The sequence below is a fragment of the Micromonospora vulcania genome (assembly GCF_042658605.1).
In the GTDB taxonomy this organism is placed as follows: Bacteria; Actinomycetota; Actinomycetes; order Mycobacteriales; family Micromonosporaceae; genus Micromonospora; species Micromonospora vulcania.
Window position 1 is genome coordinate 178,513 of sequence record NZ_JBHSQS010000002.1, and the last position, 21,173, is coordinate 199,685.

The 21,173-nt window shown below is 69.8% G+C and carries 22 protein-coding genes, 1 other RNA gene and 1 pseudogene; 16 read left to right on the forward strand and 8 right to left on the reverse strand.

Annotated features, from left to right (window positions below):
* The first annotated feature begins 127 nt into the window (after window positions 1-127).
* Both ACFQGL_RS03430 and mctP read left to right on the forward strand, forming a co-directional pair.
* Window positions 128-370 carry a DUF3311 domain-containing protein gene (locus ACFQGL_RS03430; RefSeq protein WP_377505140.1) on the forward strand — a complete coding sequence of 81 codons (243 nt, stop codon included), beginning with the start codon at window positions 128-130 and terminating at the stop codon, window positions 368-370.
* Window positions 370-2,019, forward strand: a complete 1,650-nt coding sequence (mctP, locus tag ACFQGL_RS03435) for a monocarboxylate uptake permease MctP (protein ID WP_377505142.1) — start codon at window positions 370-372, stop codon at window positions 2,017-2,019. The genes ACFQGL_RS03430 and mctP overlap by 1 nt, the downstream gene beginning before the upstream one ends.
* Before the next feature lie 112 nt (window positions 2,020-2,131).
* On the opposite strand, the gene ACFQGL_RS03440 is transcribed toward mctP, so the two are convergent.
* Window positions 2,132-2,635 carry a MarR family winged helix-turn-helix transcriptional regulator gene (locus ACFQGL_RS03440; protein ID WP_377505145.1) on the reverse strand — a complete coding sequence of 168 codons (504 nt, stop codon included), beginning with the start codon at window positions 2,633-2,635 and terminating at the stop codon, window positions 2,132-2,134.
* A 54-nt stretch (window positions 2,636-2,689) separates the two neighbouring features.
* On the opposite strand from ACFQGL_RS03440, the gene ACFQGL_RS03445 reads away from it, so the two are divergent.
* Window positions 2,690-3,922 (forward strand): MFS transporter, encoded by a 1,233-nt coding sequence (locus ACFQGL_RS03445; RefSeq protein ID WP_377505147.1) that lies wholly within the window; start codon window positions 2,690-2,692, stop codon window positions 3,920-3,922.
* 142 nt (window positions 3,923-4,064) lie between these two features.
* Here the strand turns inward: ACFQGL_RS03445 and ACFQGL_RS03450 are convergent, their stop codons facing one another.
* Window positions 4,065-4,826: a sulfite exporter TauE/SafE family protein gene (locus ACFQGL_RS03450; RefSeq protein ID WP_377505150.1), complete on the reverse strand. Its 762-nt coding sequence runs from the start codon at window positions 4,824-4,826 to the stop codon at window positions 4,065-4,067.
* A 153-nt stretch (window positions 4,827-4,979) separates the two neighbouring features.
* On the opposite strand from ACFQGL_RS03450, the gene rnpB reads away from it, so the two are divergent.
* The 4 genes from rnpB (at window position 4,980) to ACFQGL_RS03470 (ending at window position 7,558) form a co-directional block, all read left to right on the forward strand.
* Window positions 4,980-5,395, forward strand: an RNA gene (rnpB, locus tag ACFQGL_RS03455) — RNase P RNA component class A.
* Between the two features lie 411 nt (window positions 5,396-5,806).
* Window positions 5,807-6,028: a hypothetical protein gene (locus ACFQGL_RS03460; protein WP_377505153.1), complete on the forward strand. Its 222-nt coding sequence runs from the start codon at window positions 5,807-5,809 to the stop codon at window positions 6,026-6,028.
* 351 nt (window positions 6,029-6,379) lie between these two features.
* A complete protein-coding gene (locus ACFQGL_RS03465; protein WP_377505156.1) occupies window positions 6,380-6,709 on the forward strand; it encodes a hypothetical protein in 330 nt (109 codons plus the stop codon).
* A gap of 78 nt (window positions 6,710-6,787) precedes the next feature.
* The gene (locus tag ACFQGL_RS03470) at window positions 6,788-7,558 is read left to right on the forward strand and encodes a hypothetical protein (RefSeq protein WP_377505159.1); all 771 of its coding nucleotides are present in this window, start codon (window positions 6,788-6,790) and stop codon (window positions 7,556-7,558) included.
* A 180-nt stretch (window positions 7,559-7,738) separates the two neighbouring features.
* On the opposite strand, the gene ACFQGL_RS03475 is transcribed toward ACFQGL_RS03470, so the two are convergent.
* Both ACFQGL_RS03475 and ACFQGL_RS03480 read right to left on the reverse strand, forming a co-directional pair.
* A complete protein-coding gene (locus tag ACFQGL_RS03475; protein ID WP_377505162.1) occupies window positions 7,739-7,930 on the reverse strand; it encodes a DUF397 domain-containing protein in 192 nt (63 codons plus the stop codon).
* On the reverse strand, window positions 7,917-8,723 hold the full coding sequence (locus tag ACFQGL_RS03480) for a helix-turn-helix domain-containing protein (RefSeq protein ID WP_377505164.1): 807 nt from the start codon (window positions 8,721-8,723) through the stop codon (window positions 7,917-7,919). Before ACFQGL_RS03480 ends, ACFQGL_RS03475 begins: the two co-directional genes overlap by 14 nt.
* A gap of 1,015 nt (window positions 8,724-9,738) precedes the next feature.
* Between ACFQGL_RS03480 and ACFQGL_RS03485 the strand changes: the two are divergent.
* Window positions 9,739-10,520: pseudogene (locus ACFQGL_RS03485) on the forward strand (transposase family protein).
* 58 nt (window positions 10,521-10,578) lie between these two features.
* The gene (locus ACFQGL_RS03490) at window positions 10,579-10,875 is read left to right on the forward strand and encodes a hypothetical protein (RefSeq protein WP_377505167.1); all 297 of its coding nucleotides are present in this window, start codon (window positions 10,579-10,581) and stop codon (window positions 10,873-10,875) included.
* A gap of 1,001 nt (window positions 10,876-11,876) precedes the next feature.
* On the opposite strand, the gene ACFQGL_RS03495 is transcribed toward ACFQGL_RS03490, so the two are convergent.
* On the reverse strand, window positions 11,877-13,073 hold the full coding sequence (locus ACFQGL_RS03495; RefSeq protein WP_377505170.1) for a helix-turn-helix domain-containing protein: 1,197 nt from the start codon (window positions 13,071-13,073) through the stop codon (window positions 11,877-11,879).
* A gap of 129 nt (window positions 13,074-13,202) precedes the next feature.
* On the opposite strand from ACFQGL_RS03495, the gene ACFQGL_RS03500 reads away from it, so the two are divergent.
* The gene (locus tag ACFQGL_RS03500) at window positions 13,203-13,838 is read left to right on the forward strand and encodes a GNAT family N-acetyltransferase (protein WP_377505173.1); all 636 of its coding nucleotides are present in this window, start codon (window positions 13,203-13,205) and stop codon (window positions 13,836-13,838) included.
* Window positions 13,839-13,901: 63 nt separating this feature from the next.
* Here ACFQGL_RS03500 and ACFQGL_RS03505 read toward each other — a convergent pair whose 3' ends face one another.
* Window positions 13,902-14,372: an ArsI/CadI family heavy metal resistance metalloenzyme gene (locus ACFQGL_RS03505; RefSeq protein WP_377505176.1), complete on the reverse strand. Its 471-nt coding sequence runs from the start codon at window positions 14,370-14,372 to the stop codon at window positions 13,902-13,904.
* 102 nt (window positions 14,373-14,474) lie between these two features.
* Here ACFQGL_RS03505 and ACFQGL_RS03510 point away from each other — a divergent pair, with 102 nt between their 5' ends.
* From ACFQGL_RS03510 to ACFQGL_RS03520, 3 genes are all read left to right on the forward strand, one after another.
* Window positions 14,475-14,846 carry an ArsR/SmtB family transcription factor gene (locus ACFQGL_RS03510; protein WP_377505179.1) on the forward strand — a complete coding sequence of 124 codons (372 nt, stop codon included), beginning with the start codon at window positions 14,475-14,477 and terminating at the stop codon, window positions 14,844-14,846.
* Between the two features lie 41 nt (window positions 14,847-14,887).
* Window positions 14,888-15,361, forward strand: coding sequence for a GNAT family N-acetyltransferase (locus ACFQGL_RS03515; protein WP_377505182.1), 474 nt, complete (start codon window positions 14,888-14,890; stop codon window positions 15,359-15,361).
* A 64-nt stretch (window positions 15,362-15,425) separates the two neighbouring features.
* Entirely contained in the window at window positions 15,426-16,325 is a 900-nt protein-coding gene (locus ACFQGL_RS03520; protein ID WP_377505185.1) for a hypothetical protein, read from the forward strand.
* A gap of 30 nt (window positions 16,326-16,355) precedes the next feature.
* Here the strand turns inward: ACFQGL_RS03520 and ACFQGL_RS03525 are convergent, their stop codons facing one another.
* Window positions 16,356-16,853, reverse strand: coding sequence for an NUDIX hydrolase (locus tag ACFQGL_RS03525; RefSeq protein WP_377505188.1), 498 nt, complete (start codon window positions 16,851-16,853; stop codon window positions 16,356-16,358).
* A 60-nt stretch (window positions 16,854-16,913) separates the two neighbouring features.
* On the reverse strand, window positions 16,914-18,194 hold the full coding sequence (locus ACFQGL_RS03530) for a M48 family metallopeptidase (RefSeq protein WP_377505191.1): 1,281 nt from the start codon (window positions 18,192-18,194) through the stop codon (window positions 16,914-16,916).
* A 197-nt stretch (window positions 18,195-18,391) separates the two neighbouring features.
* Here ACFQGL_RS03530 and ACFQGL_RS03535 point away from each other — a divergent pair, with 197 nt between their 5' ends.
* The 3 genes from ACFQGL_RS03535 (at window position 18,392) to ACFQGL_RS03545 (ending at window position 21,124) form a co-directional block, all read left to right on the forward strand.
* Complete coding sequence (locus tag ACFQGL_RS03535; RefSeq protein WP_082377299.1) at window positions 18,392-18,595, forward strand: hypothetical protein; 204 nt, start codon at window positions 18,392-18,394, stop codon at window positions 18,593-18,595.
* An 82-nt stretch (window positions 18,596-18,677) separates the two neighbouring features.
* On the forward strand, window positions 18,678-19,589 hold the full coding sequence (locus ACFQGL_RS03540) for an HU family DNA-binding protein (RefSeq protein ID WP_377505194.1): 912 nt from the start codon (window positions 18,678-18,680) through the stop codon (window positions 19,587-19,589).
* 104 nt (window positions 19,590-19,693) lie between these two features.
* Window positions 19,694-21,124: an RNB domain-containing ribonuclease gene (locus ACFQGL_RS03545; RefSeq protein WP_377505197.1), complete on the forward strand. Its 1,431-nt coding sequence runs from the start codon at window positions 19,694-19,696 to the stop codon at window positions 21,122-21,124.
* The last annotated feature ends 49 nt before the right edge of the window (window positions 21,125-21,173 follow it).

Below are 21,173 nucleotides of genomic sequence, written 5' to 3' on the forward strand. Positions count from 1 at the left end.
ATGCCGCTCGGCGCAGGGCGGACGCCGTTCGGCGCAGCGCCCAGAACCGGTTGAGCGTGACCGCCTTCACAGGGTCGTAGCCTCCGGCCGTTACATCGCAAGCTACGACTTCCCGGAGGTGTGTCAGATGGCTGCACCCGAACCGGAGGCGACCACCACGGCACCAGTCAGGGCGAAGGACCACAGCCCCTGGAACTGGTTGCTCTTCATCCCGATCGTGGTGCCGCTGATCCCGGTCTTCTTCAATGGCGACTCACCCCGGATCTTCGGGTTCCCCCGTTACTACTGGCTGCAGCTGACCTGGATCCTGCTCGGCGTGTCCACCACGACGCTGGTCTACCAGCTCACCAAGAAGCGGGGTGAGCGGTGATGTGGCGCGATCATCTCACCGAGATCATCGTTTTCTCCCTGCTGTTCCTGCTGGTCAGCGGGATGGGCTTCGTGGCCGCCCGGTGGCGCGCGCCGAAGGACATGGCGCACCTCGACGAGTGGGGGCTGGGCGGGCGCAGCTTCGGCGGCTGGATCACCTGGTTCCTGGTCGGCGGTGACCTCTACACGGCGTACACCTTCGTGGCGGTGCCGGCGCTGATGTTCGGGGCCGGCGCGGCCGGGTTCTTCGCCGTGCCGTACACGATCGTCGTCTACCCGCTGGTCTTCCTGGTGCTGGTCCGGCTCTGGTCGGTCTCGCACCGGCACGGGTTCGTCACCCCGGCCGACTTCGTCCGCAAGCGCTTCGACTCCCCGGTGCTGGCACTGCTGATCGCGATCACCGGCATCGTGGCCACGATGCCCTACATCGCGCTGCAACTGGTCGGCATCGAGGCGGTCCTCAAGACCATGGGCGTCACCGGGGAGAGCACCCTGGCCCGGCACCTGCCGATCATCATCGCGTTCGCGATCCTGGCGGCCTACACCTACCAGTCCGGGCTACGCGCGCCGGCGCTGATCGCGTTCGTCAAGGACAGCCTGATCTACGTCGTGATCCTGGTGGCGGTCATCTACCTGCCCTACAAGCTCGGCGGCTGGGGTGACATCTTCGACGCGGCGGACGCGAAGTTCCAGGCGTCACCGAACCCGAACGACGGCATCCTGCTCAACGGCAACAACCAGCTCCAGTACGTGACGCTGGCGTTCGGGTCGGCGTTGGCGCTGTTCCTCTACCCGCACAGCATCACCGGTGTGCTGGCCAGCCGGAACCGCAACGTGATCAAGCGGAACATGTCCGCGCTGCCGGCGTACAGCCTGCTGCTCGGTCTGATCGCGCTGCTCGGCTACATGGCCATCGCGGCCGGGGTGAAGCCGCTGCCGGGCAACTCGGCGGGCTCGGTGGACAGCAACACCATCGTCCCGCTGCTGTTCGACCAGCAGTTCCCGAACTGGTTCGCCGGCGTCGCGTACGCGGCCATCGGCATCGGCGCGCTGGTGCCGGCGGCGATTATGTCGATCGCGGCGGCGAACCTGTTCACCCGCAACATCTACAAGGAGTACCTGAAGCGGGACGCCAGCCCCGCGCAGGAGGCGAACGTCTCGAAGATCACCTCGCTGGTGGTCAAGGTCGGCGCGGTGGCCTGCATCGTCTTCCTGGACCCGCAGTTCTCCATCGACCTCCAGCTCATCGGCGGCGTGATCATCCTCCAGACGCTGCCGGCGGTGGCGCTGGGCCTCTACACCCGCTGGTTCCACCGGACCGCGCTGATCGTCGGCTGGGCCGCCGGCATGGGGCTCGGCATGTGGATGCTCTACCAGGTGGCCAGCCCGACCCGGAAGCACTTCGGCGGCTCCGCGTTCCCGCTGGAGAAGTTCGGCTTCGACACCCCCAAGACGATCTACGTGGGCATCGTGGCCGTACTGGTCAACCTGGCGGTCGCTGCGCTGCTGACGCTGATCCTGCGGGCGACCAAGGCGAACGACGGCGTCGACGGGACCACCCCGGACGACTACTTCGCCGACGAGGGCGACCCCCGCGTCACCGCGGGCACCGAGCAGGACGCCGACTCGGCGCGCGAGCCAGTCGCCTAGCGCGAGCGCTAGCGCTAGCGCTAGCGCGAAAGGAAGGGCCCCTTGTTAACGCCAGGCGTTAACAAGGGGCCCTTCCTTTCGTTTCGGGCGCGGCCCGGCCTGGCCCGGAAGTTCAGCGGGGACGGTTGCGGGAGATCAGCGCCTCGTTGAGGCGGCGCAGCAGCAGCGCCAGGGTGTCCCGGTCCTCGGCGGGCCAGTCGGCGAGCATGTCGCCGTAGAGCCGGGTCCGCGCGGCCCGCACCGCCGCCATCCGCTGCAACCCGGCGGCGGTGGGGGAGATGACCGTGCCCCGACCGTCGGACGGATCCGGCGTACGGGTGATCAGCCCGTCCCGCTGGAGCGCGGAGACCTGCCGGGTCACCGTCGAGCCGTCCAGGTTGAGCCGGGCGGCGAGCGCGGAGACGTTTTGCGGGCCGGCGGTGTCCAGGTGCCGAAGGATCACGTACGCCGCCCGGTCGAGCACCCGGTGCTCGGCGGTGCCGGTCGCCCGCCGGGTCGCCTCGCCGAAGCGCATCAACAGGGCCACCTCGGTCTCGATGTGGCCGAGGGTGACCTCGTCGGCGTCAGCGTTGGTCTCGGCGTTGGCGTCGGTCTCGGCGGCACGGTCGTCGCTCATGGCTGTATGATACATCTTAAGTACCTGTACCATACAGCTAATTGGGGAGTCGGAGTGGATCGGCGTTCCGAACCGAACCGCAGTGCCATCTACGCCACCACACTGGTGGCCTTCCTTGCCATCGCCGGCATCGCCGTCGTCGACCCGATCCTGCCGGCCATCGGCGAGGCGATCGGGGTCACCGCCTGGCAGGTCGAGCTGCTGTTCACCGCGTACATCGCGGTGATGGCCCTCGGCATGATCCCGGCGACGCTGGCCAGCGGCCGGTTCGGCTTCAAGCCGGTGCTGATCGCTGGCGTCTCCGTGGTCGGCCTGGCCGCGATCCTCGCCTCGTTCAGCGACAACATCGTGCAGCTGTCCGTGCTGCGTGGCGTCTGGGGGCTGGGCAACGCGATGTTCTTCGCCACCGCCATGGTGGTCCTGGTCAACCTGGCCGTCGACCGGGAATGGGTGGTCGGCCTCTTCGAGACCGCCCTGGGCCTCGGCTTCGCCGTCGGACCGCTGATCGGCGGCCTGCTCGGCGAGGTCAGCTGGCGGCTTCCGTTCTTCGTCTGCGGCGTGTTCATGGTGCTGGCGCTCGGCGTCGCCGCCCGCAAGCTCCGCGAGCCCACCAACCGACAGCCACCCGTACGCGTGGCCCAGATCTTCGGCACCTACCGCCGACCGGCCTTCATCGCTCTCTGCGTGGTGACCGCCGCGTACAACTTCGTCTTCTTCGTGGTCCTCGGCTACACGCCGCTCTTCCTCGGCCTGGACATCATCCCGCTGGGACTGGCGTTCACCGGCTGGGGCCTCGGCCTGGCCACCGGCATCCTGGTGATCGGTCACCGGCTGGCCCACCGCATCGGCGCGGTGCAGACCGTCGGCGTGGCCATCGCCGGCCTGCTGGTCTGCATGGTCCTCTTCGCCACCTCGACCAGTACCGCCGAGGCGCTGGTGGTGCTGGTGCTCTCCGGGCTCTGCATGGGTCTGGCCAACGCCAACCTCACCGACCTGGCGCTCGGCCTCGGCTCCAGCGACCGCCGCGTGGCCACCGGCGCGTTCAACCTGGTCCGCTGGGGCGCCGCCGCGCCCGCGCCGATCATCGCCGGCAAGCTCGCCGAGCACTCCCTCGCCCTGCCGTTCTGGGTCGGCTTCGGGGTACTCGCCGTCGGCGTGCTGGTCTACCTGGCCTTCGCGCACCTGATGGCCGCCGGCTACGGCGAGCGGGTGCTCTGGTCGCGCTGGAACCGCGCCGCCGAAGGTAACGAGCACGCCGCCGAGGAGCCGGTCGGCGAGGCGTACTGAGCTTTCCTTCGTTCCTCAGTCAAGATCCGCGCAACATCCGGGAAAGTGCTGCCTCCGGTCGCGTCGAGGCAGCAATATCCGGGAAGTTGCGCGGATCTTGACGTTCGGGGTGGCGTGCGCGGGTGGCGTGCGCGCCCTCGGGTCAGGTCAGGGCTCGCCACAGCAGGTAGAGCCCGATGAGCGTGCCGAACACCACGATCAGCGCCTTGAGCACCACCGGCGGCAGCCGGCGGACCAGCCGGGCACCGACGTACCCACCGATCAGCGTGGCCGGAGCGACCACCGCGACCGCGGCCCAGTTCACCGGCCCGAACAACGCGAACACCACCAGCGTGGTGAACCCCACCACCGCCGAGAGCAGATTCTTGATCGCGCTCACCCGGGCCAGCGTCGCGTCCAGCACCAGGGCCAGCCCGGCCACCAGCATCACCCCGAGCGCGGCGCCGAAGTACCCGCCGTACACCGCACCGGTCGCGACCATCGTCTGCACCGCGATCGTCCGTTGGCGCGGCGTCAGATCCCGGGGATGACCGACCAGTCGGCGCAGCGGATCCTGAAAGGCGAGGACCGCGGTCGCCCCAAGAACCAGAAAGGGTACGACCAGCTCGAACGCGCGGGCCGGCGTGGCCAGCAACAGCAGCGCACCGACGATCGTGCCGACGATCGTGGTGGGCACCAGAGTGGCCAACGCCCGGGGGCGCGGCAGATCCGCCCGACTGCCCACCACGCTGGCCAGGTAACCGGGGAAGACGGCGACGGAATTGCTGACGTTCGCCGGCACCGGGGGCAACCCGACACCGATCATCGCCGGGAAAGTGATCAGCGAACCACCACCGGCCACCGCGTTGACCGTGCCCGCGGCAAGACCGGCGGCGAGCAGCAGCGCGGCGTGGGAGAGATCCATAGCCCCACGAGGCTAGCGCCCGCCCCGACGGACCAACGCGCCGGAGTCACACCCGGTGACCTCCCCGACCACCCGTGACCTGCGCGATCTTGCTCGGGCGGCCCGGCGGCAATGCCAGCCGACGGCCCGTCGTTAGGATGAAGGTGCGACGGACGAGTCGACCGGGCGGTCGCGTCGGCGGGCTTCGGCCCGCCGCCGAGGAACGTCCGGACTCCACAGGGCAGGGTGGTTGTTAACGGCAACCCGGGGCGACCCGCGGGACAGTGCCACAGAAAACAGACCGCCGACCCCATCGGGGACGGTAAGGGTGAAACGGTGGGGTAAGAGCCCACCAGCACCCCGGGTGACCGGGGTGGCTCGGTAAACCCCACCCGGAGCAAGGCCAAGCAAGGGCCGTCACCGCAAGATGACGACCCGGCGCAGACGCTTGAGGGCTGCCCGCCCGATGTCTGCGGGTAGGCCGCTGGAGCCTGCCGGCAACGGCAGGCCGAGATGGATGGCCGCCGCCGGCGCAAACCCTCCGGGGTACGCGCCGCGCACAGAATCCGGCGTACAGGTCGACTCGTCCGTCGCCTATCAGCTCAGAGACCTGATCAAGGCTCTGAGCTGGCCGTATATCGGGTGCCGTTGGTTGACCTTGGTCATCGTTGGGTGACGTTTGACGGCCTGGCCACGGCCTGACACGGCCTGGAGACGGCCTGAGCGCTGGCTCAGTTAGCCTCGGCCTCAATCCGGTCGCTGTGTCGTCGTGGCCCTCTCTCGGCCGACGTTCAATGGTCCCGGAAGTCGACCAGCGGCCGTGGGGGAGGGGCGGGCAAGTCCTGGCGGTGGAGCTGCCGCCGCGACCTGGTGACTCGGTGGCAAGCCAGTCCCGGGGTTGGACTGGCGGCAGCCGGAAGCCCTGACGCACGACCAGGCCGACCCGCTGGCTTCCGTAGCGGTCTTGGTGATCCCATTCGTGGATGAGGTGGGATGAGTGCGTGCCGGAGCTGCTGGAGCACCTGGGGGAGATGGGTCTAGTCGGGCTGGTCAAGATTGACGGGGAACGGGAGCGCAAGCCCTGGACCGTGGTGATCTCGGGTCAGCGGCTCGATGGCGCGTCGATCAGGGTTGACGGCCACAGCCTCGATTACTGCCTTAAGCATGCGGTTGCCGCGCTTCACGAGCGCTTCCCGGACGAACTCGCTCTGAGCCAGGTTTGACCCGTGGGGCGGTGTCCCGGCGGCTGTCGGTGGCTCACCGCCGGCCGGGCTTGCCGCCCCGCACGGCGTGGAGCGCGGTGCCTTGATCCGAAAAAGAGCAATTCGGCAGCAGAGACCGATGCAAGACCGATCCGTGAGGCGAGCGGGCCGTGACCGGCGACTCGTTTACCTGGGCGGTTCATCCGGCGAGGTTCGCTCGCGCCCGAGACCTCGGGCGGCTGTCCGTGGTCGACCCGTTGGTAGCTGCCTCGTCCCCGTTCGTTGTTGTCTCCGCTGCCGTCAATGCTGCTGCCGTGCACGGTTTAGGAAGGGTTCGGCCCTTGCTGACCTATCATCAAGGACTGCGACCCGGTGACGCTCACTCTGCCGTGGGAAAACCCGGCCGACGACGAGCGGGTGACGGTGCCGCTGCTGTTCACCACCACTCGCCGGGGTGCGATCAATCGGCGGACCTTCGACAACAAGAGCTGGCGTCCCGCCGTGGTGGCGGCCGGCATCACGCCGACTCGGGCCACCGGGATGCACGCGCTACGGCACTTCTACGCCTCGTCGCTGCTCGACGCGGGGGGAGAGCATCAAGGCTCTCGCGTCGTACCTCGGGCACGCCGACCCGGGGTTCACCCTCCGGGTCTACACGCACCTGATGCCGGCCAGCGAGGAACGCACCCGCAACGCGATTGACAGCTTGCTTCGGCCTGCGGCTGGCGATTCGGGTCCGCGCCCGTGACACTGCCGCACCTGAACGTCAGACTCGTCCGCGTGGAATTCGTCGAGCTGGGTGCGGTCGCTGCCCCATCTGGTGTCTTGGTTCTCGCCATGGTTGGTCACCTCGACCACATCTGGCCGAGCATCGGGGAGCGGCTTTCCGACCGTGCGGCGGCGGTTGCCGCCACTGGTGGCGGCCATATCCACGAATGGCTGTTCGAGGCGATTGCCGTACCTGTCGACGCCGACCGTCGCCTTCCCGTGCTGGCGGCCACCCAGCCGTCGCCGTTCTTCGGCGAGACCGTCATCACGATGCTTGAGGTTCGGCTGGGCGGAGAAAGCGCCGGCCGGTTGCTCGGCGACCTACCGGCCGACCGGTGCGGCATGGTCTTGGGCGACGCTGTCGCGCTCGATTCATGGGTCGGCCTGTCCATGGAGCCGCCTACTGACTACGACAACTTTCGTCGGTCCGCCGCGAACCATCCGCTGCACGTCGGCCCGGTCGAGGTTGCCGGCTGCCCCGTCCTCGGCATCGGCTGGAACGAGGGTGATCACTCGATGCGACATCGGGGAGAGCGGGCGGCGGGTCACGTCTACCCGGTGACGATCACCAATGGCCACTCGTCCGGGGCCGTTCTGCGGTGGGACGTTGACCCCGCCAAGGTTCGACCTGAGGCAGCGAGAGGGCGACGTGATCCTTTGCGACGCCCTGGCGACGCCCTGAGCGGGCAACTGGCGAACGAAGCGCCTGCTCAGGGCGCGTTTCACGTTCGTAATCCGGCGTACAGGTCGACTTGTCCGTCGCCCACCAGCTCAGAGACCTGATCAAGGCCCTGAGCTGGTCGCCTATTGGGTGCCGTTGGTTGGCCCTGGTTGCCGTTTGGGTGGCATCTGACGGCCTGGAGGCGGCCTCAGCGGAGGATCAGTAGATCTCGAACTCGGCCCGGGATTGGGAGGTGAGGTCGTTCTCCCTCAGTAAAAGCCCGCTAGGTGGGTTGACGCTGGTTACGGCCGCTCGGCGACCTGGGCGACGAACGCGGCCCAAGCGGCTGGGGCGAAGGTCAAGGCCGGTCCGGTGACGTCCTTCGAGTCGCGCACGGCCACAGTACCGGGCACGTTGCTCGCCACCTCGACGCAGTTTCCGCCGCTCGCGCCGCTGCGGGTGGACTTGCGCCACCGGGCGTTACTGAGGTCCATGATGGCTCTCAACTTCCTTCAGGAGGTCGATGGACTGCCGGCGCGGGAGCGCCTCATTCCGGACGCTCTCCCACCTTGCCTGAAGCGTAGCCACCTCATCGTCCTTGTCGACGACGTCCCCGCCAAGCTGGTTTTCGAGGTGCCCAACCCACACGCCCTCGCCGGATCGAGCCAGCGCGAACGGCCCGGACAGCCCGATGTGCAGGCCGCTGGCGATCGGTATGACGTGAACGTGCACGTGCGGAAGCTCGGCCATCGTGATCAGGTGGGCGACCTGTTCGGCCATGATCCCGCCGAGACCGTCACCAGTGCGCCGTATCGCGGCTTCGTCCAGCACGGCGACGAACTGTGGCCGGCGCTCCCCGGTCAGGATTGCTTGCCGGCTCATGCGGCCCTCTACGCGCTGTTCAACCTCGTCATCGGTGAGGTTCTCGACAGTTCGCAGGACGGTTCGGGCGTAGTGCTCCACCTGTAGTAGCCCGGGGATCAGGGTGGGCTCGAAGTAGCGCAGCTGTGTCGCTTCGCGTTCGGCGTCCAGCCAGGGCAGAAACCACGACGGCGCGCCGAACTTCGTCGCCAGGCGTTCGAAGAGCCCGCCGTTGTGCAGCGCCCGATCGGCGCCCTTGATGAAGTCGATTGTCAGCGCTCGCGTGGTGCCCTCTACGGCGCTGACGTGCGAGGCACTGAAGCCCGCAGCGCGGCCGAACGCCTCTTGCGTCATGCCGGAAGCTCCTCGGGCCCGGCGGATCTCGCCAACGACGAACGCTGACAAAGGACCTGGTACGTCAGCCATGCAACGCTCCTCAGTTCGAAGATCGATTACCCGGGGCGCCACCCGCTTGGAGCCTGGTGTGCCAGCTCAGCCCGGGCACCGAGGATGCCTTCCGAGCGTAGTGGTCTCCACACCAGAGTGTCACCAGGTGGCGCGACTGGTAGGGACCACGAGACCAGGCAGTCGCGTCCGTAGCGGGGCCGCTCTCGACGGGCGAGCGCTCACGGGACCGGCCTCTTCCCATCGACGCCAAGGGGAGACCGTGCGCGACGACAAGTCCAAGCCCACAGCAGCAAGCCCGCCGTCCATGAACCCGGATGCGCCGACTGCCCCCTACGATCTGTGGCCGCTCGACACGGTCAGCCCGCCCTTGCGGCGTCCAGGCGCGAACCGCACTCCCGCGTACCGGCGGGTGTCGCAGTGATCGGGCAGCCGAGGTCCGGTGAGGGTCGGATGACCGCGCGCCTTCGCCCGCACTTGCCGATGCGTCCGGCCTGGCTGTGCCGCAACTGCGCCGCGCCCTGGCCGTGTGGCCCGGCTCAGCTCGACCTCGCGGCGGAGTTCTACGGCCATTCGATCGCCCTGGCCTTCTACCTTGCCGCGTCGATGCACGAGGCGATCGATGACGTGTACGGCCTGGGTCTGCGTCCGAACCTGCCCGCTCTGCACGCTAGGTTCCTCGGGTGGTTGTCCCTGGCTCGACGACCCCGTGGGTCAGGTCCGTACTGACTTACCGTGCGATGTTCCGGTTACCCGGGCACCGCAGCGACGTCGCAGCGATCGGCCCGGTGATAGTTAGCTGGAGGCCGGGCTTCGGTGCGGACATCACGCGACCCGAGCGGCACTCGTCGTGACACGACCATGCTCGCCGGCGAGCCGAATGCCGTTCCCGCGACCGTCGAGGAGTCAATGAGCCGTTCCCAACCTGATCTTGCAGGTCAGCCCGCGTTGGCAGGGGGGTACTGACCGATGAGGGCGAGGCTCGAGGTAGGACAGCAGATCGACCAAAACCTGTCGCCCCGACCGGAGTCTCGCCATGCTGTCCTACCCTGCCACGATGCCGCTGTCCAGTCGGACCCTGAACCACCTCGCCGACCGCATCCGCCACCGCCGCCACCAGCGCAAATCCCGGTGGAGGCGACTGAACCCGGGCCGCCAGGCCCTGCTCGCCCTGGCTCACCTGCGCAACGGCGACACCTATACTCGCCTCGCCGCCGGCTTCGAAATCGGCATCGCCACCGCCTGGCGCTACGTCCAAGAAGCGATCGCCCTGCTCAGCAAGCCACTGAGGACCTAGACGCCGCGATGCGGCGCATCCGGCAACTGGCCTATGCGATCATGGACGGCACGCTTATCCCGATCGACCGGGTCGCCGACCAGAAGCCGTACTACTCCGGAAAACACAAACGCCACGGCGTGAACGTGCAAGTCATCGCGGATGCCGCCGGTCGGCTCGTCTGGGCCTCGGCCGCGCTGCCCGGCTCGACCCATGACCTGATCGCCGCACGCACCCACGGCATCATCGACGCGCTGACCAGCGCAGACGTGATGACCTTCGCGGATAACGGATACCAAGGCGCTCGCGGCAGCGTGCGCACCCCGTTCAAACGACGCCGCTTCCGGCCGAAGCTGTCACGCCGGCAGAAGACGGTCAACCGCGCCCACGCAAAGATCCGCGCCCTCGGTGAACGAGCCATCGCCACGCGCAAGACCTGGAAGATCCTCACCAAACCGCGCTGCTGCCCACGCCGATCCACCGCAATCGTGCAAGCGATCCTTGTCCTGCATTACGTCGAAGCCAACCGGTACACAGGATGAAGACGGAGTTGCTTGCGCTGAGCGGGCAAGCCTGACTGCCATCAGTACGATCTCGCCCATGAAGTTCGCGGCGGGTCCACCGTCTCAATGGCAGGTGACGCTGCGGTCCGGATCGGCCCTGACGATCCTCGCCGACGCGTACCATGAGGAGGACGGCGAAGCGTGCTTCGCCGTCCTCATGACCGCCTCACTGGAGGACTTCGCCGAGCTTCCTGTGGCCGGCGAAGTTAGTGGTCGAATCGGCGTCGCTCTGCCGGTGATCGTGGCACGCATCCCGATAAGCGAGGTGGTCGACGTGCAAACGCTCTGGAGCGGCGAGCGCCGACCTGATCAGGTTGGAAAGGCTCGATGTTGAGTCCACTTGGCGGCCTAATGTGCCTCGGCTTGATCACCCTTGCGGGAGCGTCGGCCCTGCTCTGGATCTGCATCCGAGTTCCGGAAGGCGTCCGCCGTCTACGGCTCAGCATGACCGGGAGACGATCGCGTCGACTACGAGACCACCCACTGCTCCAGGCTCCGGTGGAGGTAGATCCCCGGCAGGAGACTCTGTGGTGGCCCGACCTCTACGACTAACAGGCAGCCCACGGCCGCTCGCCACTACCTGCGGGTAGGTCGTCCAAGCGCTCGCCGCCGTGGCGCAGGTAGGGAGTGCAGCAATTTCACGCCCGCCCTCAACACGTACAACTCTCGGCGAGCTACGGCATCACCCCTGTCGTCCAGTTGGTAGCAATCGAGCCACATCCAACCTTCATACGTGTGCAGCTCCGTGCGGATCTTGATGAGGCGCACGAGGATCGGCCGTGCGAACTGCGGGCTCGCTGCGCGGCTCAGGTGCAGAACGTCACCCGCCTTCACGACGGGTCTTCCGGTCTCGCCAGGCACGTAGGGTCTCGCCAGCCGCGGTCAGACGAGGGCACCCGTCGTCAGAACACTTCGAGCAGGAGTTGCGGTGATGGAAGTCGACGACGTAGCCGGCCATCTGAACGGGAAACGGCGGTTCTGGCTGCCACTGCGGGAGCGACATGACTCACCGCTGGTTGCGGCGCTTGGCGGCATCCCCAACGCACCAGAAGTCCGCCCTCCCCGCTAAAGGACGTTCTGGTGCCGGGGCGCCTACTCGCACGGCCCGCCGCTGGGGTCGATGGCCGCCTGTCGCTGCGGCTGGCCAGCCGAACACGTAATCGACCGGCTGATCAGGGCGTTGGAACCACTTGATCCTGGGCATGTTCAGGGGTTCATTCCCTCCGCTCGGAGGGCGCGGTCCGGAGATTGACGAACGAGTTCTGTCCCGCGCCCCTGGGTTCAGGAGGAGAGCGTCACCTGGTGCGTGCTGGCGATCCAGTACGCGACTGTCCGCTAACTCCCAGCCCCGTCCGCTGTTTGCCGGCCGCGTGGGGCGTGGTCCTCGCACAGCTCGCGCAGCATCGCGGCCTCGGGTACGCCGGTCTGTTCTACCCTCGTCAGCAGTTCGGTCGCCCGCCACCAGTTCGACGGCACGACGCGTCCGGATGTCACCGCCTGCGCGGCAACGGCGGTCGCCTCTTCAGGTTGGCCGGCGGCGACCAGAGCGAGGCCGAGGTCCAGGCGGGCGGACGCGGATCGGCGTGGTCGCGCGCCGCCGTCGCTGTCCGGGTCCAGTTCGGCGAGGACCGCGCGGGCGACGTGCTCGGCGCCCGGGTCGCCTGCCCAGCTCAGGGTGGTAGCCGCGTACGCGGCAGCCTTGGCCGGGTCGTAGCGGTAGTGGTGCTCGGCTCGTTCCGGGAGAGGCAAATTCGCCGTCAGCCGTTCGACTCGGTCCAGGGCTCGCCGGGTCTCTCGAATGTCACCCATCCGCGCCCATGCGCGGGCTTCCTGCGCGGTCGCCTGAATGTGGGCGGAACTGCCGGTCGGCGCGACCCGTTGGGCCCGTCGGGACAGGTCGAGCGCCAGGCGGTAGTCGCCCTGGGTGAGGACCTCCCAGGCGCGAGTCTCCAGACACCATCCTCGGATCTCGGGATGTTCGGCGTGACTGGCCAGGTCGATCGCGGTCCTGAGATGCGCTGCCGCCGCCGCTCCCTGCTGCAGGTCGATGTGAACGGTTGCCCGCAGCACCGCCAGCCAGCCGCCCGCGACCAGGAGTCGGCGTTGCTGGGCAAGCGTGACGCGTCCGTCGAGGAGTCGCCCCACGTAGGCCAGGTGCCGCCGCACCAACGGCAGCAGGTCCATTGGTGCCATGGTCGGATAGGCACTGGCCAGGTCATCGACACCCTGCTCGATTCGGACCAGCACATCGTTGCTGACGTCGCTGGCGGCGACCCGGAGACGTAGCTCCGCAGCCTCGGCGGCGTGGTCCACCGGTGCTCCGACCAGGCGGGCGAGCGCGCCCTCGGCGTCGAGAACCTGGTCCAGGTGGCGGGCGGTGTCGGTGGTGGGAGCCTTGAGCCCAGCCTCCAACTCGTGGAGGTGGCTCTTGCTGCGGTGGGCGCGCTGGCCGAGTGCTCGGAGCGACAGGCCACGACGTTCGCGGAACTCGCGCAGGATAGCGCCGAAACGTGGGTCGACGGATGCCGCCATTGCGTCGCTCCCAGGTAGAGGTCTGGGTGGCGACACGCCATTGCTGTCGGCCGCCGCCATCGACCGTACCCTTCGGTGCCTGCCGTACCGCCCCCAAAGATCGCGTGCCCTGCGATAGCGTCGGCTGCTGTGACAGCACCCGAGATCACCATCGCTACCCCGGCGGACCGTGACGGGGTGATCCGTACCCTGGTCGCCGCGTTCGCCAGCGATCCCGTGCTGCGGTACCTGTTCCCCGACGACGCGACCTACCCGCGGCACGCTGCCGCCTTCTTCGGGCATCTCTTTGACAGGCGGGTGCCCAAGCAGTCGGTCTGGACGATCGGGCATGGTGCCTCGGTCGCGGTCTGGGAGCCGCCGGTGGTCGAGCACGAGTCGTCCGACGGCGGTCTCGCCGCCCAGTTCTCCGCCGACGTACGGGATCGCGTCGCGGCGTACGACGAGGCCGTGCACGCGGCGCTGCCGACCACCCCGTTCTGGTACCTCGGTGTGCTGGGCACGCACCCGGACAGCGCTGGTCGTGGCTGGGGTCGCGCTGTCATGCGGGCCGGGCTGCGTCGCGCCGCCGAGGACGGCCTGCCGGCGATCCTGGAGACCAGCAAGCCCGGCAACGTCGAGCTGTACCGCCGCGCCGGCTGGGAGGTGCTGAGCTTCGTGTCGGAGCCCCTGCCGACGTGGATCATGCAGCAGACGAGCGGGCCGGGCACAGCGGACGGATCGACCGCGCCCCCGGCCGATCAGCGCCGGCCGGAGCTCGTTGACTAGAGCTGGACCTCGACCGCTGTACGCGCCGGCGGCCCGATTGCCGCCGGCGCGCGTACCTCTTGGTCAGCAGCAGCTTGCCGCGGCGCCCGTGGTGGCGGGGTCCTTCTCGCCGACGACGGCCGCTGCGGCGGCCGGCGTGCAGCACGCCGCCGCCTTCTGCCGCTGCCCGGAGTCGGCCTTGACCGTGTAGACCTCCCAGGGCTCGTTGCCGGGGCCGTGCACCCAGACCTTGTCCTGTAGGGCGTAGCAGCACTCGGTGTCGTTCTCCTCCAGGGTGATCAGGCCGGCGTCGGTGAGCCGTCGGGTGGCGGCGTCGACCTCGTCGGTGCTGGGCACCTCGACGCCCAGGTGGTCGAGCACGGTGGGCTGTGCGGGCTCGCCTTCGAGCAGGACGAGCTTCAGCGGCGGGTTCTCGACGGCGAAGTTGGCGTAGTCGGGGCGGCGCTTGGCGGGCTCGACGCCGAACAGCTTGCGGTAGAAGGCGACGGAGCTTTCCAGGTCGGATACGCGCAGGGCGAGCTGGACTCGGGACACGGGTGACCTCCGGCTGTGTGGCGCGACCCCATCCTTGTCTAGATGGGTTTCGAAGCAGCCTCACTGTTGCACCCTGTTTCGAAGACTGTCAAGATAGCCGGCATGGCACAACGAGCCCTCCCGGTGGTGGACCAGCAAGCCGTCGCCTGCTGCTCTCCGCTGGCGGTGCGTCCGCTGGACGTCGACCAGGCCGCGCTGGTCGCGCCGATGTTCAAGGCCCTCGGCGACCCGGTCCGGCTCCGGCTGATGTCGATGATCGCCTCGGTCGCCGAGATCTGCGTGTGCGACCTGACCCCGGCGTTCGACCTGTCCGGGCCGACGATCTCCCACCACCTCAAGGTGCTGCGCGACGCCGGCCTGGTCGACTCCGAGCGTCGCGGCACCTGGGTCTGGTACACGGCCCGGCCGGAGGCGTTCCGCCAGCTCGGCGCGCTGCTGGAGCTGCCCGCCGGGTCCGCGCGGGCCACTGCGTGAGTGCCCCGGTCCCGCCGGTCGGCGGCGTCACGATCGCCGCGATGGGTGACGCGCACGCCGAGGCGGTCCTCGACATCTACCGGCTCGGCATCGCCACCGGCAACGCCACCTTCGAGACCGACCCACCGGCCTGGCCGGCCTTCGTCGCCAGCCGGCTACCCGGCCACCGCTGGGTCGCCGTCGACTCGGCCGGCCGTGTCCTGGGTTGGATCGCCTGCACGGCGGTCTCGGACCGGTGCGTCTATGCCGGGGTCGTCGAGCACTCCGTCTACGTGCGTCCCGAGGCCGTCGGCCGGGGCGTCGGGAGAGCCCTGCTGCGCGCCCTGATCGCGTCCACCGAGCAGGCCGGGATCTGGACCATCCAGTCCGGGGTCTTCCCCGAGAACGCCGCCAGCCTCGCCCTGCACGCCGCCTGCGGGTTCCGCGTCGTCGGCACCCGGCAGCGCGTCGGCCGACACCACGGCACCTGGCGCGATGTCACCCTCATCGAACGCCGCAGCCCGGTCGTCGACTGACCGGTCCGGGCACCCAAAGCCGGGGCTGGCGAATCCGTCGCAGGCTGGCCATAGGATCCGCGGCGTGCTCACCACCTCTCCCGCTCTGATCGACGTGCCGCTGGTCTTTCCGGCGGTCGCCCCCTACGCGTTGACGACGGTCCGGCTGCATCCCCGGCCGGGTTCGCCCACGGTCGAGCAGAGTTCGGTCGGCGGCCCCCTGCTGTGGCCGCTCGACGAGCCCTGGCCCACCTGCGACGGGCCAGAGCCCTACGACCATCTGGACAGTTCCCCGGGCGAGGCGGCGGCACCGCTGGTGCCGGTGGTGCAGTTACTGGCCGAGGACGTACCCGAGGTGCCATTCCCCGAGGGTGCGGACGTCCTGCAGGTGTTGTGGTGCCCGTTCGACCATGATCCGTCCAGTGCGCCCCGCCCGGAGCTGCGCTGGCGCTCACGCGCCGGCATCGGCGCTCGGCGGCTGGCGATGCCGGTGCCGGACGAGGAGTCGGATCCGCGGTACGTCCCGGACCCGTGCGTGCTCGACCCGGAGCGGGTGATCGAGTACCCGACCCACGACCTGCCGCAGGCCGTGTGGTCGCAGATCGACGCTGCGGTTGGGCAGGTCGAGCAGGACACCGGTTGGTCGTACGAAGCCGATCTGGCGGTCGCCTCGGGCATCAAGGTCGGTGGCTATCCCGGTTGGACGCAGTCGCCGCAGTGGCCGGTGTGCGGGTGTGGCACGTCGATGCGGCACCTGTTGACGATCGCCAGTTGGGAGTTCAGCGGTGGTGACGAGAAGCGGTGGGTCGCTCTGGAGGACCGCCCGGCGATGGTTGGTTGGGGGTACGACAGCAGCGACGATCACCCCTGGCGAACGCTGCAGAACCCCGCTGGTCTGATGCTGGGTGACGCTGGCGGCATTTACCTGTTCGTCTGCACGACCTGCCCCAACCGGCCGTTCGATCATCGATTCGACTGCTCCTGAGGTGCGCGCCGGTGGCCCACCGGCGCGGGCTCAGCTGGGCACGTCCTCCCAGGTCGTGCCCGGCGGCAGATACCCGGCCGCCGGGTTCTCGCGCAGCGCGTAGGCGATGACCAGCAGGGCGTGCGCATCCAACTCGGGCAGCCGGTCCAGCGGGAACCAGCGCACCGCGAGCGACTCGTCGTCGTTGACCCGGGCGGTGCCGGCCACCAACCGGCAGAGAAAGCCCAGGTTGAGATATTCGCAGCGGTCCCCGTTGGGGTAGGTGTGCGGGTGCGAGACGGCGCTGGACAGCCGCACCGGCGCCACGTCCAGGCCGGTCTCCTCCTGCACCTCGCGGACCAGCGCGGCGGCCGGCTGCTCGCCCGGCTCGACGAAACCACTGATCACCGACCAGCGCCCGTCGTCGGCGCGCTGACCGAGCAGCAGCTCACCGGCGTCGTTGCGGACCACCGCGCTGACGCTGGGCAGCCAGAGCAGATCGTGGCCGACATGCTTGCGCATCCGCAGGATGTAGTCCGGTACCGCCATCCGGCGATCATAGGCCGCGACCCCGCGGCCGCCGCCGATCCCCGGACGCCGCGTCCGGCGTCAGCCAGACCATTCGACGGTACGACGAAAGCGCGCGTACTCCCTGGTCAGCTCGTCGTCGATCCGCTCCATCCGAGCCGGAGTCAGCACCACCGTCGGGTCCAGCCAACCGCGCCCGGTGAGCATTCGGTCACGTAGCCCGGCCGGCGGGTGGCTGGCGAACAGGGACGTCGCGTCGCGGACCGACAGTTGACGCAGCAGTGGCAGCCGGTCGGCGGATGCCGAGCGGGACTGGGACAGCGCCGAGCGCCACCGGTCCGGGCCATGCCCGGCGCGTGACTCCCGGCGTACCACCAACTCCATCGAGTCGGAGTCGAGCAGGGCGTCGAGCAGATCGGTCGCAGCCTTCGTGCCGGCCACCCGTGCGGACAACTCGTCGGCCAGGTACTCGGCGCGCTGGCCATCGCGCAGCGCCACACTCACCAGCAGCAGGTGGGCCACGAACAGCAGCCGGGACGCCACCCACTGGAACGCCCGACCGAGCGCGTCACCGATCATCTCCACCAGGCCGCCGCCGACGACCGTCGAGACCGGCCGGAACAGGTCCGCGGCCGAGCCGAGCATCGTGAACGCGGGCTGGGTGAGCAGACCCCGACGCGGGTCGCCGTTGACGAAGTGGCCGAGTTCGTGCCCGAGCAAGGCCACCCGCTCGCCGGCCGTGAGCGAGCCCCAGAGCGGTAGGCCGAGGCCGAGCACCTTGCGCCGCCGCAACCCGACCGCGCCCGCGTACGCGTTGATGTCGCCGTCGCCGTCGACGCCGACCACGTCCGGTGCCGGCGCCCCGATCGCGACGGCCACCTCGTCGATCAGCGCGAACAGCTCCGGTGCCCGATCCCGGGAGAGCACCTCCAGATCCGGGTCGAGCCGACCGAAGCGGGGCCGCAGCGCGATCGCCAGGCCGACCATCGCGATGCCCGGCAGGATCGCCAGGTTGGGGAACGGGAACGCCACGATCAGCCAGACGCCGGTGACCGCGAGCGCGAGCACCGCGGCCAGCAGCAGCAGCGACGCCACCGTGACCAGCACCGCGGCCGCACCCGCGCCGCTGCCGTCGACCGGCCGCCCAACGAGTCTGGCGAACTGCCGCCCGGTCTCCCGGAACGCCAACCGGTAGGTCCAGCGGTCGACCCAGCTCCAGCCGAACTCGCGTCGACGTCGCGCCGGGTCGTACGCGTCCAGATTCCATTCGCAGCCGGGGCACCAGGGCTCGGCGTCTCGAATCGACGCCGTCGTCGCCCCACACTCTGGACACGCCCCCATGCCGGTCACCGTGTTGATCACGGGGACCGATCCTGCCCCAGACCTGGCGTACGTCGGAACTGGCCTTTCGGCGGACGGCCGCCGGTGGCGAAGCATTCTGACCTGCACCTCTTTCGCCGTTTCCGCCCGGGACACCGAATGCATATCTACTGTGGAGAAGGTCGGCGACTTGCGTGATCCGGTGGCGGCTGGCCGGCTCGCGGTGCACAGTGATTCCCATGAGCGACAGCGGACGTGGTGGGCAGTTCTACTGGTGCACCCGACACCACCGGGTTGAGACGGACGCCGACGTGTGCCCGGCGAAGCACGTACTCGGTCCGTACAACTCGGCGGCCGACGCGGAGAACGCCCTGCAACGAGTGCAGGAGCGTAACGAGGCGTGGGACGCCGAGGACGCCCGGTGGGCCGGGGAGGACAAATAGACGGCGCGGGACGGCCCGTGCCGAGGTATGCCGTGCTCCGCGAGGAGGCACGCGAGAGCACTTCCCCAAGGAGGGAACCAAGATGGCCGTTACACAGCAGGCCACCACCCGCCCGGCCGCCCGACGTACCACCGCGAAGAAGACCGCCGCGGCGGAGCGGAACACGGCGGCGAGCCGGACCACCCCCGTCCGCAAGTCCACCACGGCTGCGGCGAAGGCGCCGGCCCGCAAGGCGGCCGGTGGGGCGGGGCGCGCCCCGGCCAAGAAGACCACCACGGCCGCGAAGAAGGCCCCCGCGAAGAAGGCCACCACCAAGACCACCACCGCGGCCAAGAAGGCGCCGGCGAAGAAGACCACCACCCGCAAGACGACCACCGCCGCGAAGCGGACCCCGACGTCCGCGGCGAAGAAGACCAGCGTCGCCGCGAAGAAGACCACGGGTACGGCGAAGAAGACCACCAGCGCCGTGAAGAAGACCACCGCCTCGGCGGCGAAGAAGACCACCGCCGCGGCGAAGGCCCCGGCGCGCAAGGTCGCGGCGAAGGCTCCGGCGCGCAAGGTCGCGGCGAAGGCTCCGGCTCGTACGGTCGCGGCGAAGGCTCCCGCGCGCAAGGCCGCCACGAAGGCTCCGGCTCGTACGGTCGCGGCGAAGGCTCCGGCGCGTACGGTCGCCGCGAAGGCGTCGAGCGCGAAGAAGACGACCGCCAAGAAGGCTCCGGCGAAGAAGACGACGGCGAAGAAGACCGCGTCCACCCGACCGAGCGGCGGCGCCCGCAAGGCACCCGCCAAGAAGGCCCCGGCGAAGAAGGCGACCAGCACTTCGTCGACCGCCACCCGCAAGGCGGCGGCGAAGAAGGCCCCGGCGAAGAAGACCGTGGCGGCCAAGGCACCAGCCCGTAAGGTGACCGCCCGCAAGTCGCCGGCACGTCCGGTCGCCGCGCGGGCCAGCACCGCCCGCGGTACCCGGGCCACCGCGCGAAAGGCGACCGGCTGAGCGTACGTCGCCTCGGCCCCGCACCGGTTCGTCTGGCGCGCCGGCCGGAGATCTCCGGCCGGTCACCGGAAGCGGATCACCGGCGGCGCTGTCAGGATTGACCCGTGGTCATCCGACGCGTACTCGCGCCCCGCATCGACTTCGGCACGCTGCGCCGCGAACTCGGCCTGCCCGACAGCTTCCCGGCCGACGCCCAGCGGGAGGCCGACGAGGCGGCCGCCGCACCGCCGCGGCCGCTCGTCGACCGCACCGACATACCGTTCGTCACCGTCGACCCGGCCACCTCGCGGGACCTGGACCAGGCGATGCACCTCGCCCGCCGCCCGGGCGGCGGTTACCGCGTGCGGTACGCGATCGCCGACGTCGCCGCGCACGTGCGTCCCGGCGGCGCGTTGGAGGCGGAGACCTGGCGGCGGGGGCAGACCGTCTATCTGCCCGACGGCAACGTGCCGCTGCACCCGGTGACGCTCAGCGAGGGCGCGGCCAGTCTGCTGCCCGACGACGACCGGGCCGCGGTCGTCTGGACGATCGACCTCGACGCCGACGGCGGCACCGTGGCCGTCGAGCTGGAACGCGCACTGGTCCGCAGCCGGGCCAAGCTCGACTACGCCGGGGTACAGGCGGCGGCCGACGCCGGGCGGCTGCCCGAGCCGATCGCGTTACTGCCCGAGATCGGCGACCGGTTGACCGCCCGCGGCCTGCGTCGTGGCGCGATCAACCTGCCGCTGCCCGAGCAGGACGTGGAGCCCGACGGCGACGGCTGGCGGCTGGTGCTGCGCGGGCCGCTGCCCATGGAGGAGCACAACGCGCAGATCTCCCTGCTGACCGGGATGGCCGCCGCCGACATCATGCTGGCCGGCCGGGTCGGCCTGCTGCGGACCATGCCGGCACCGAAGCCGGAGGCGGTGCAGCGGCTGCGGGCCGCCGCCGCGCCGCTGGGCGTGCACTGGCCGGACGGGATGGGTCCCGGCGAGGTGATCGCTGGGCTGGACGCCGCTCAGCCGCGCGCCGCCGCGTTCATCGACCAGGCCGCCGAGTTGATGCGCGGCGCGGCGTACACCGCATTCGACGGTGCGCTGCCCGAGCAGCCGGAACACGGCGGGGTGGCCGCCGCGTACGCCCATGTCACGGCGCCGCTGCGGCGCCTGGCCGACCGGTACGCCACGGAGGTCTGCCTGGCTCTGCACGCCGGCCGGCCGGTGCCCGACTGGGCCCGCGCCGCGCTGCCCCGGCTGCCCGAGGTGATGGCCGCCACCGACCGGATCGCCTCGACGGCCAGCCGGGGTGCGGTCGAGCTGGCCGAGGCGGTGCTGCTGGCAGACCGGGTGGGGGAGACCTTCGACGCGGCGGTGCTGGACGTCGACGCCCCGCCCAACGGCAAGTCCCGCACCCGCCCGCCCGGCGGCACGGTCGCGCTGGATGCCCCGCCGGTACGCGCCCGCTGCGTCGGCCAACTCCCGCTCGGCGAACGGGTCCGGGTCCGGCTGGTCACCGCCGACCCGGCAGCCCGCACGATCCTGTTCGAGCTGGCCTGAGGCTGCCCGCCCGCTGCTGGTCGCTGCGCAGCGGGGATTGTTACAGCGG

Excerpts from the sequence above, each read along its gene's own strand:
- ACFQGL_RS03430 (WP_377505140.1), top strand. The coding sequence starts at position 128 with ATGGCTGCACCCGAACCGGAGGCGACCACCACGGCACCAGTCAGGGCG.
- mctP (WP_377505142.1), top strand. The coding sequence starts at position 370 with ATGTGGCGCGATCATCTCACCGAGATCATCGTTTTCTCCCTGCTGTTC.
- ACFQGL_RS03440 (WP_377505145.1), bottom strand. The coding sequence starts at position 2,635 with ATGAGCGACGACCGTGCCGCCGAGACCGACGCCAACGCCGAGACCAAC.
- ACFQGL_RS03450 (WP_377505150.1), bottom strand. The coding sequence starts at position 4,826 with ATGGATCTCTCCCACGCCGCGCTGCTGCTCGCCGCCGGTCTTGCCGCG.
- ACFQGL_RS03475 (WP_377505162.1), bottom strand. The coding sequence starts at position 7,930 with ATGGACCTCAGTAACGCCCGGTGGCGCAAGTCCACCCGCAGCGGCGCG.
- ACFQGL_RS03480 (WP_377505164.1), bottom strand. The coding sequence starts at position 8,723 with ATGGCTGACGTACCAGGTCCTTTGTCAGCGTTCGTCGTTGGCGAGATC.
- ACFQGL_RS03490 (WP_377505167.1), top strand. The coding sequence starts at position 10,579 with ATGAAGTTCGCGGCGGGTCCACCGTCTCAATGGCAGGTGACGCTGCGG.
- ACFQGL_RS03495 (WP_377505170.1), bottom strand. The coding sequence starts at position 13,073 with ATGGCGGCATCCGTCGACCCACGTTTCGGCGCTATCCTGCGCGAGTTC.
- ACFQGL_RS03510 (WP_377505179.1), top strand. The coding sequence starts at position 14,475 with ATGGCACAACGAGCCCTCCCGGTGGTGGACCAGCAAGCCGTCGCCTGC.
- ACFQGL_RS03515 (WP_377505182.1), top strand. The coding sequence starts at position 14,888 with ATGGGTGACGCGCACGCCGAGGCGGTCCTCGACATCTACCGGCTCGGC.
- ACFQGL_RS03525 (WP_377505188.1), bottom strand. The coding sequence starts at position 16,853 with ATGGCGGTACCGGACTACATCCTGCGGATGCGCAAGCATGTCGGCCAC.
- ACFQGL_RS03535 (WP_082377299.1), top strand. The coding sequence starts at position 18,392 with ATGAGCGACAGCGGACGTGGTGGGCAGTTCTACTGGTGCACCCGACAC.
- ACFQGL_RS03540 (WP_377505194.1), top strand. The coding sequence starts at position 18,678 with ATGGCCGTTACACAGCAGGCCACCACCCGCCCGGCCGCCCGACGTACC.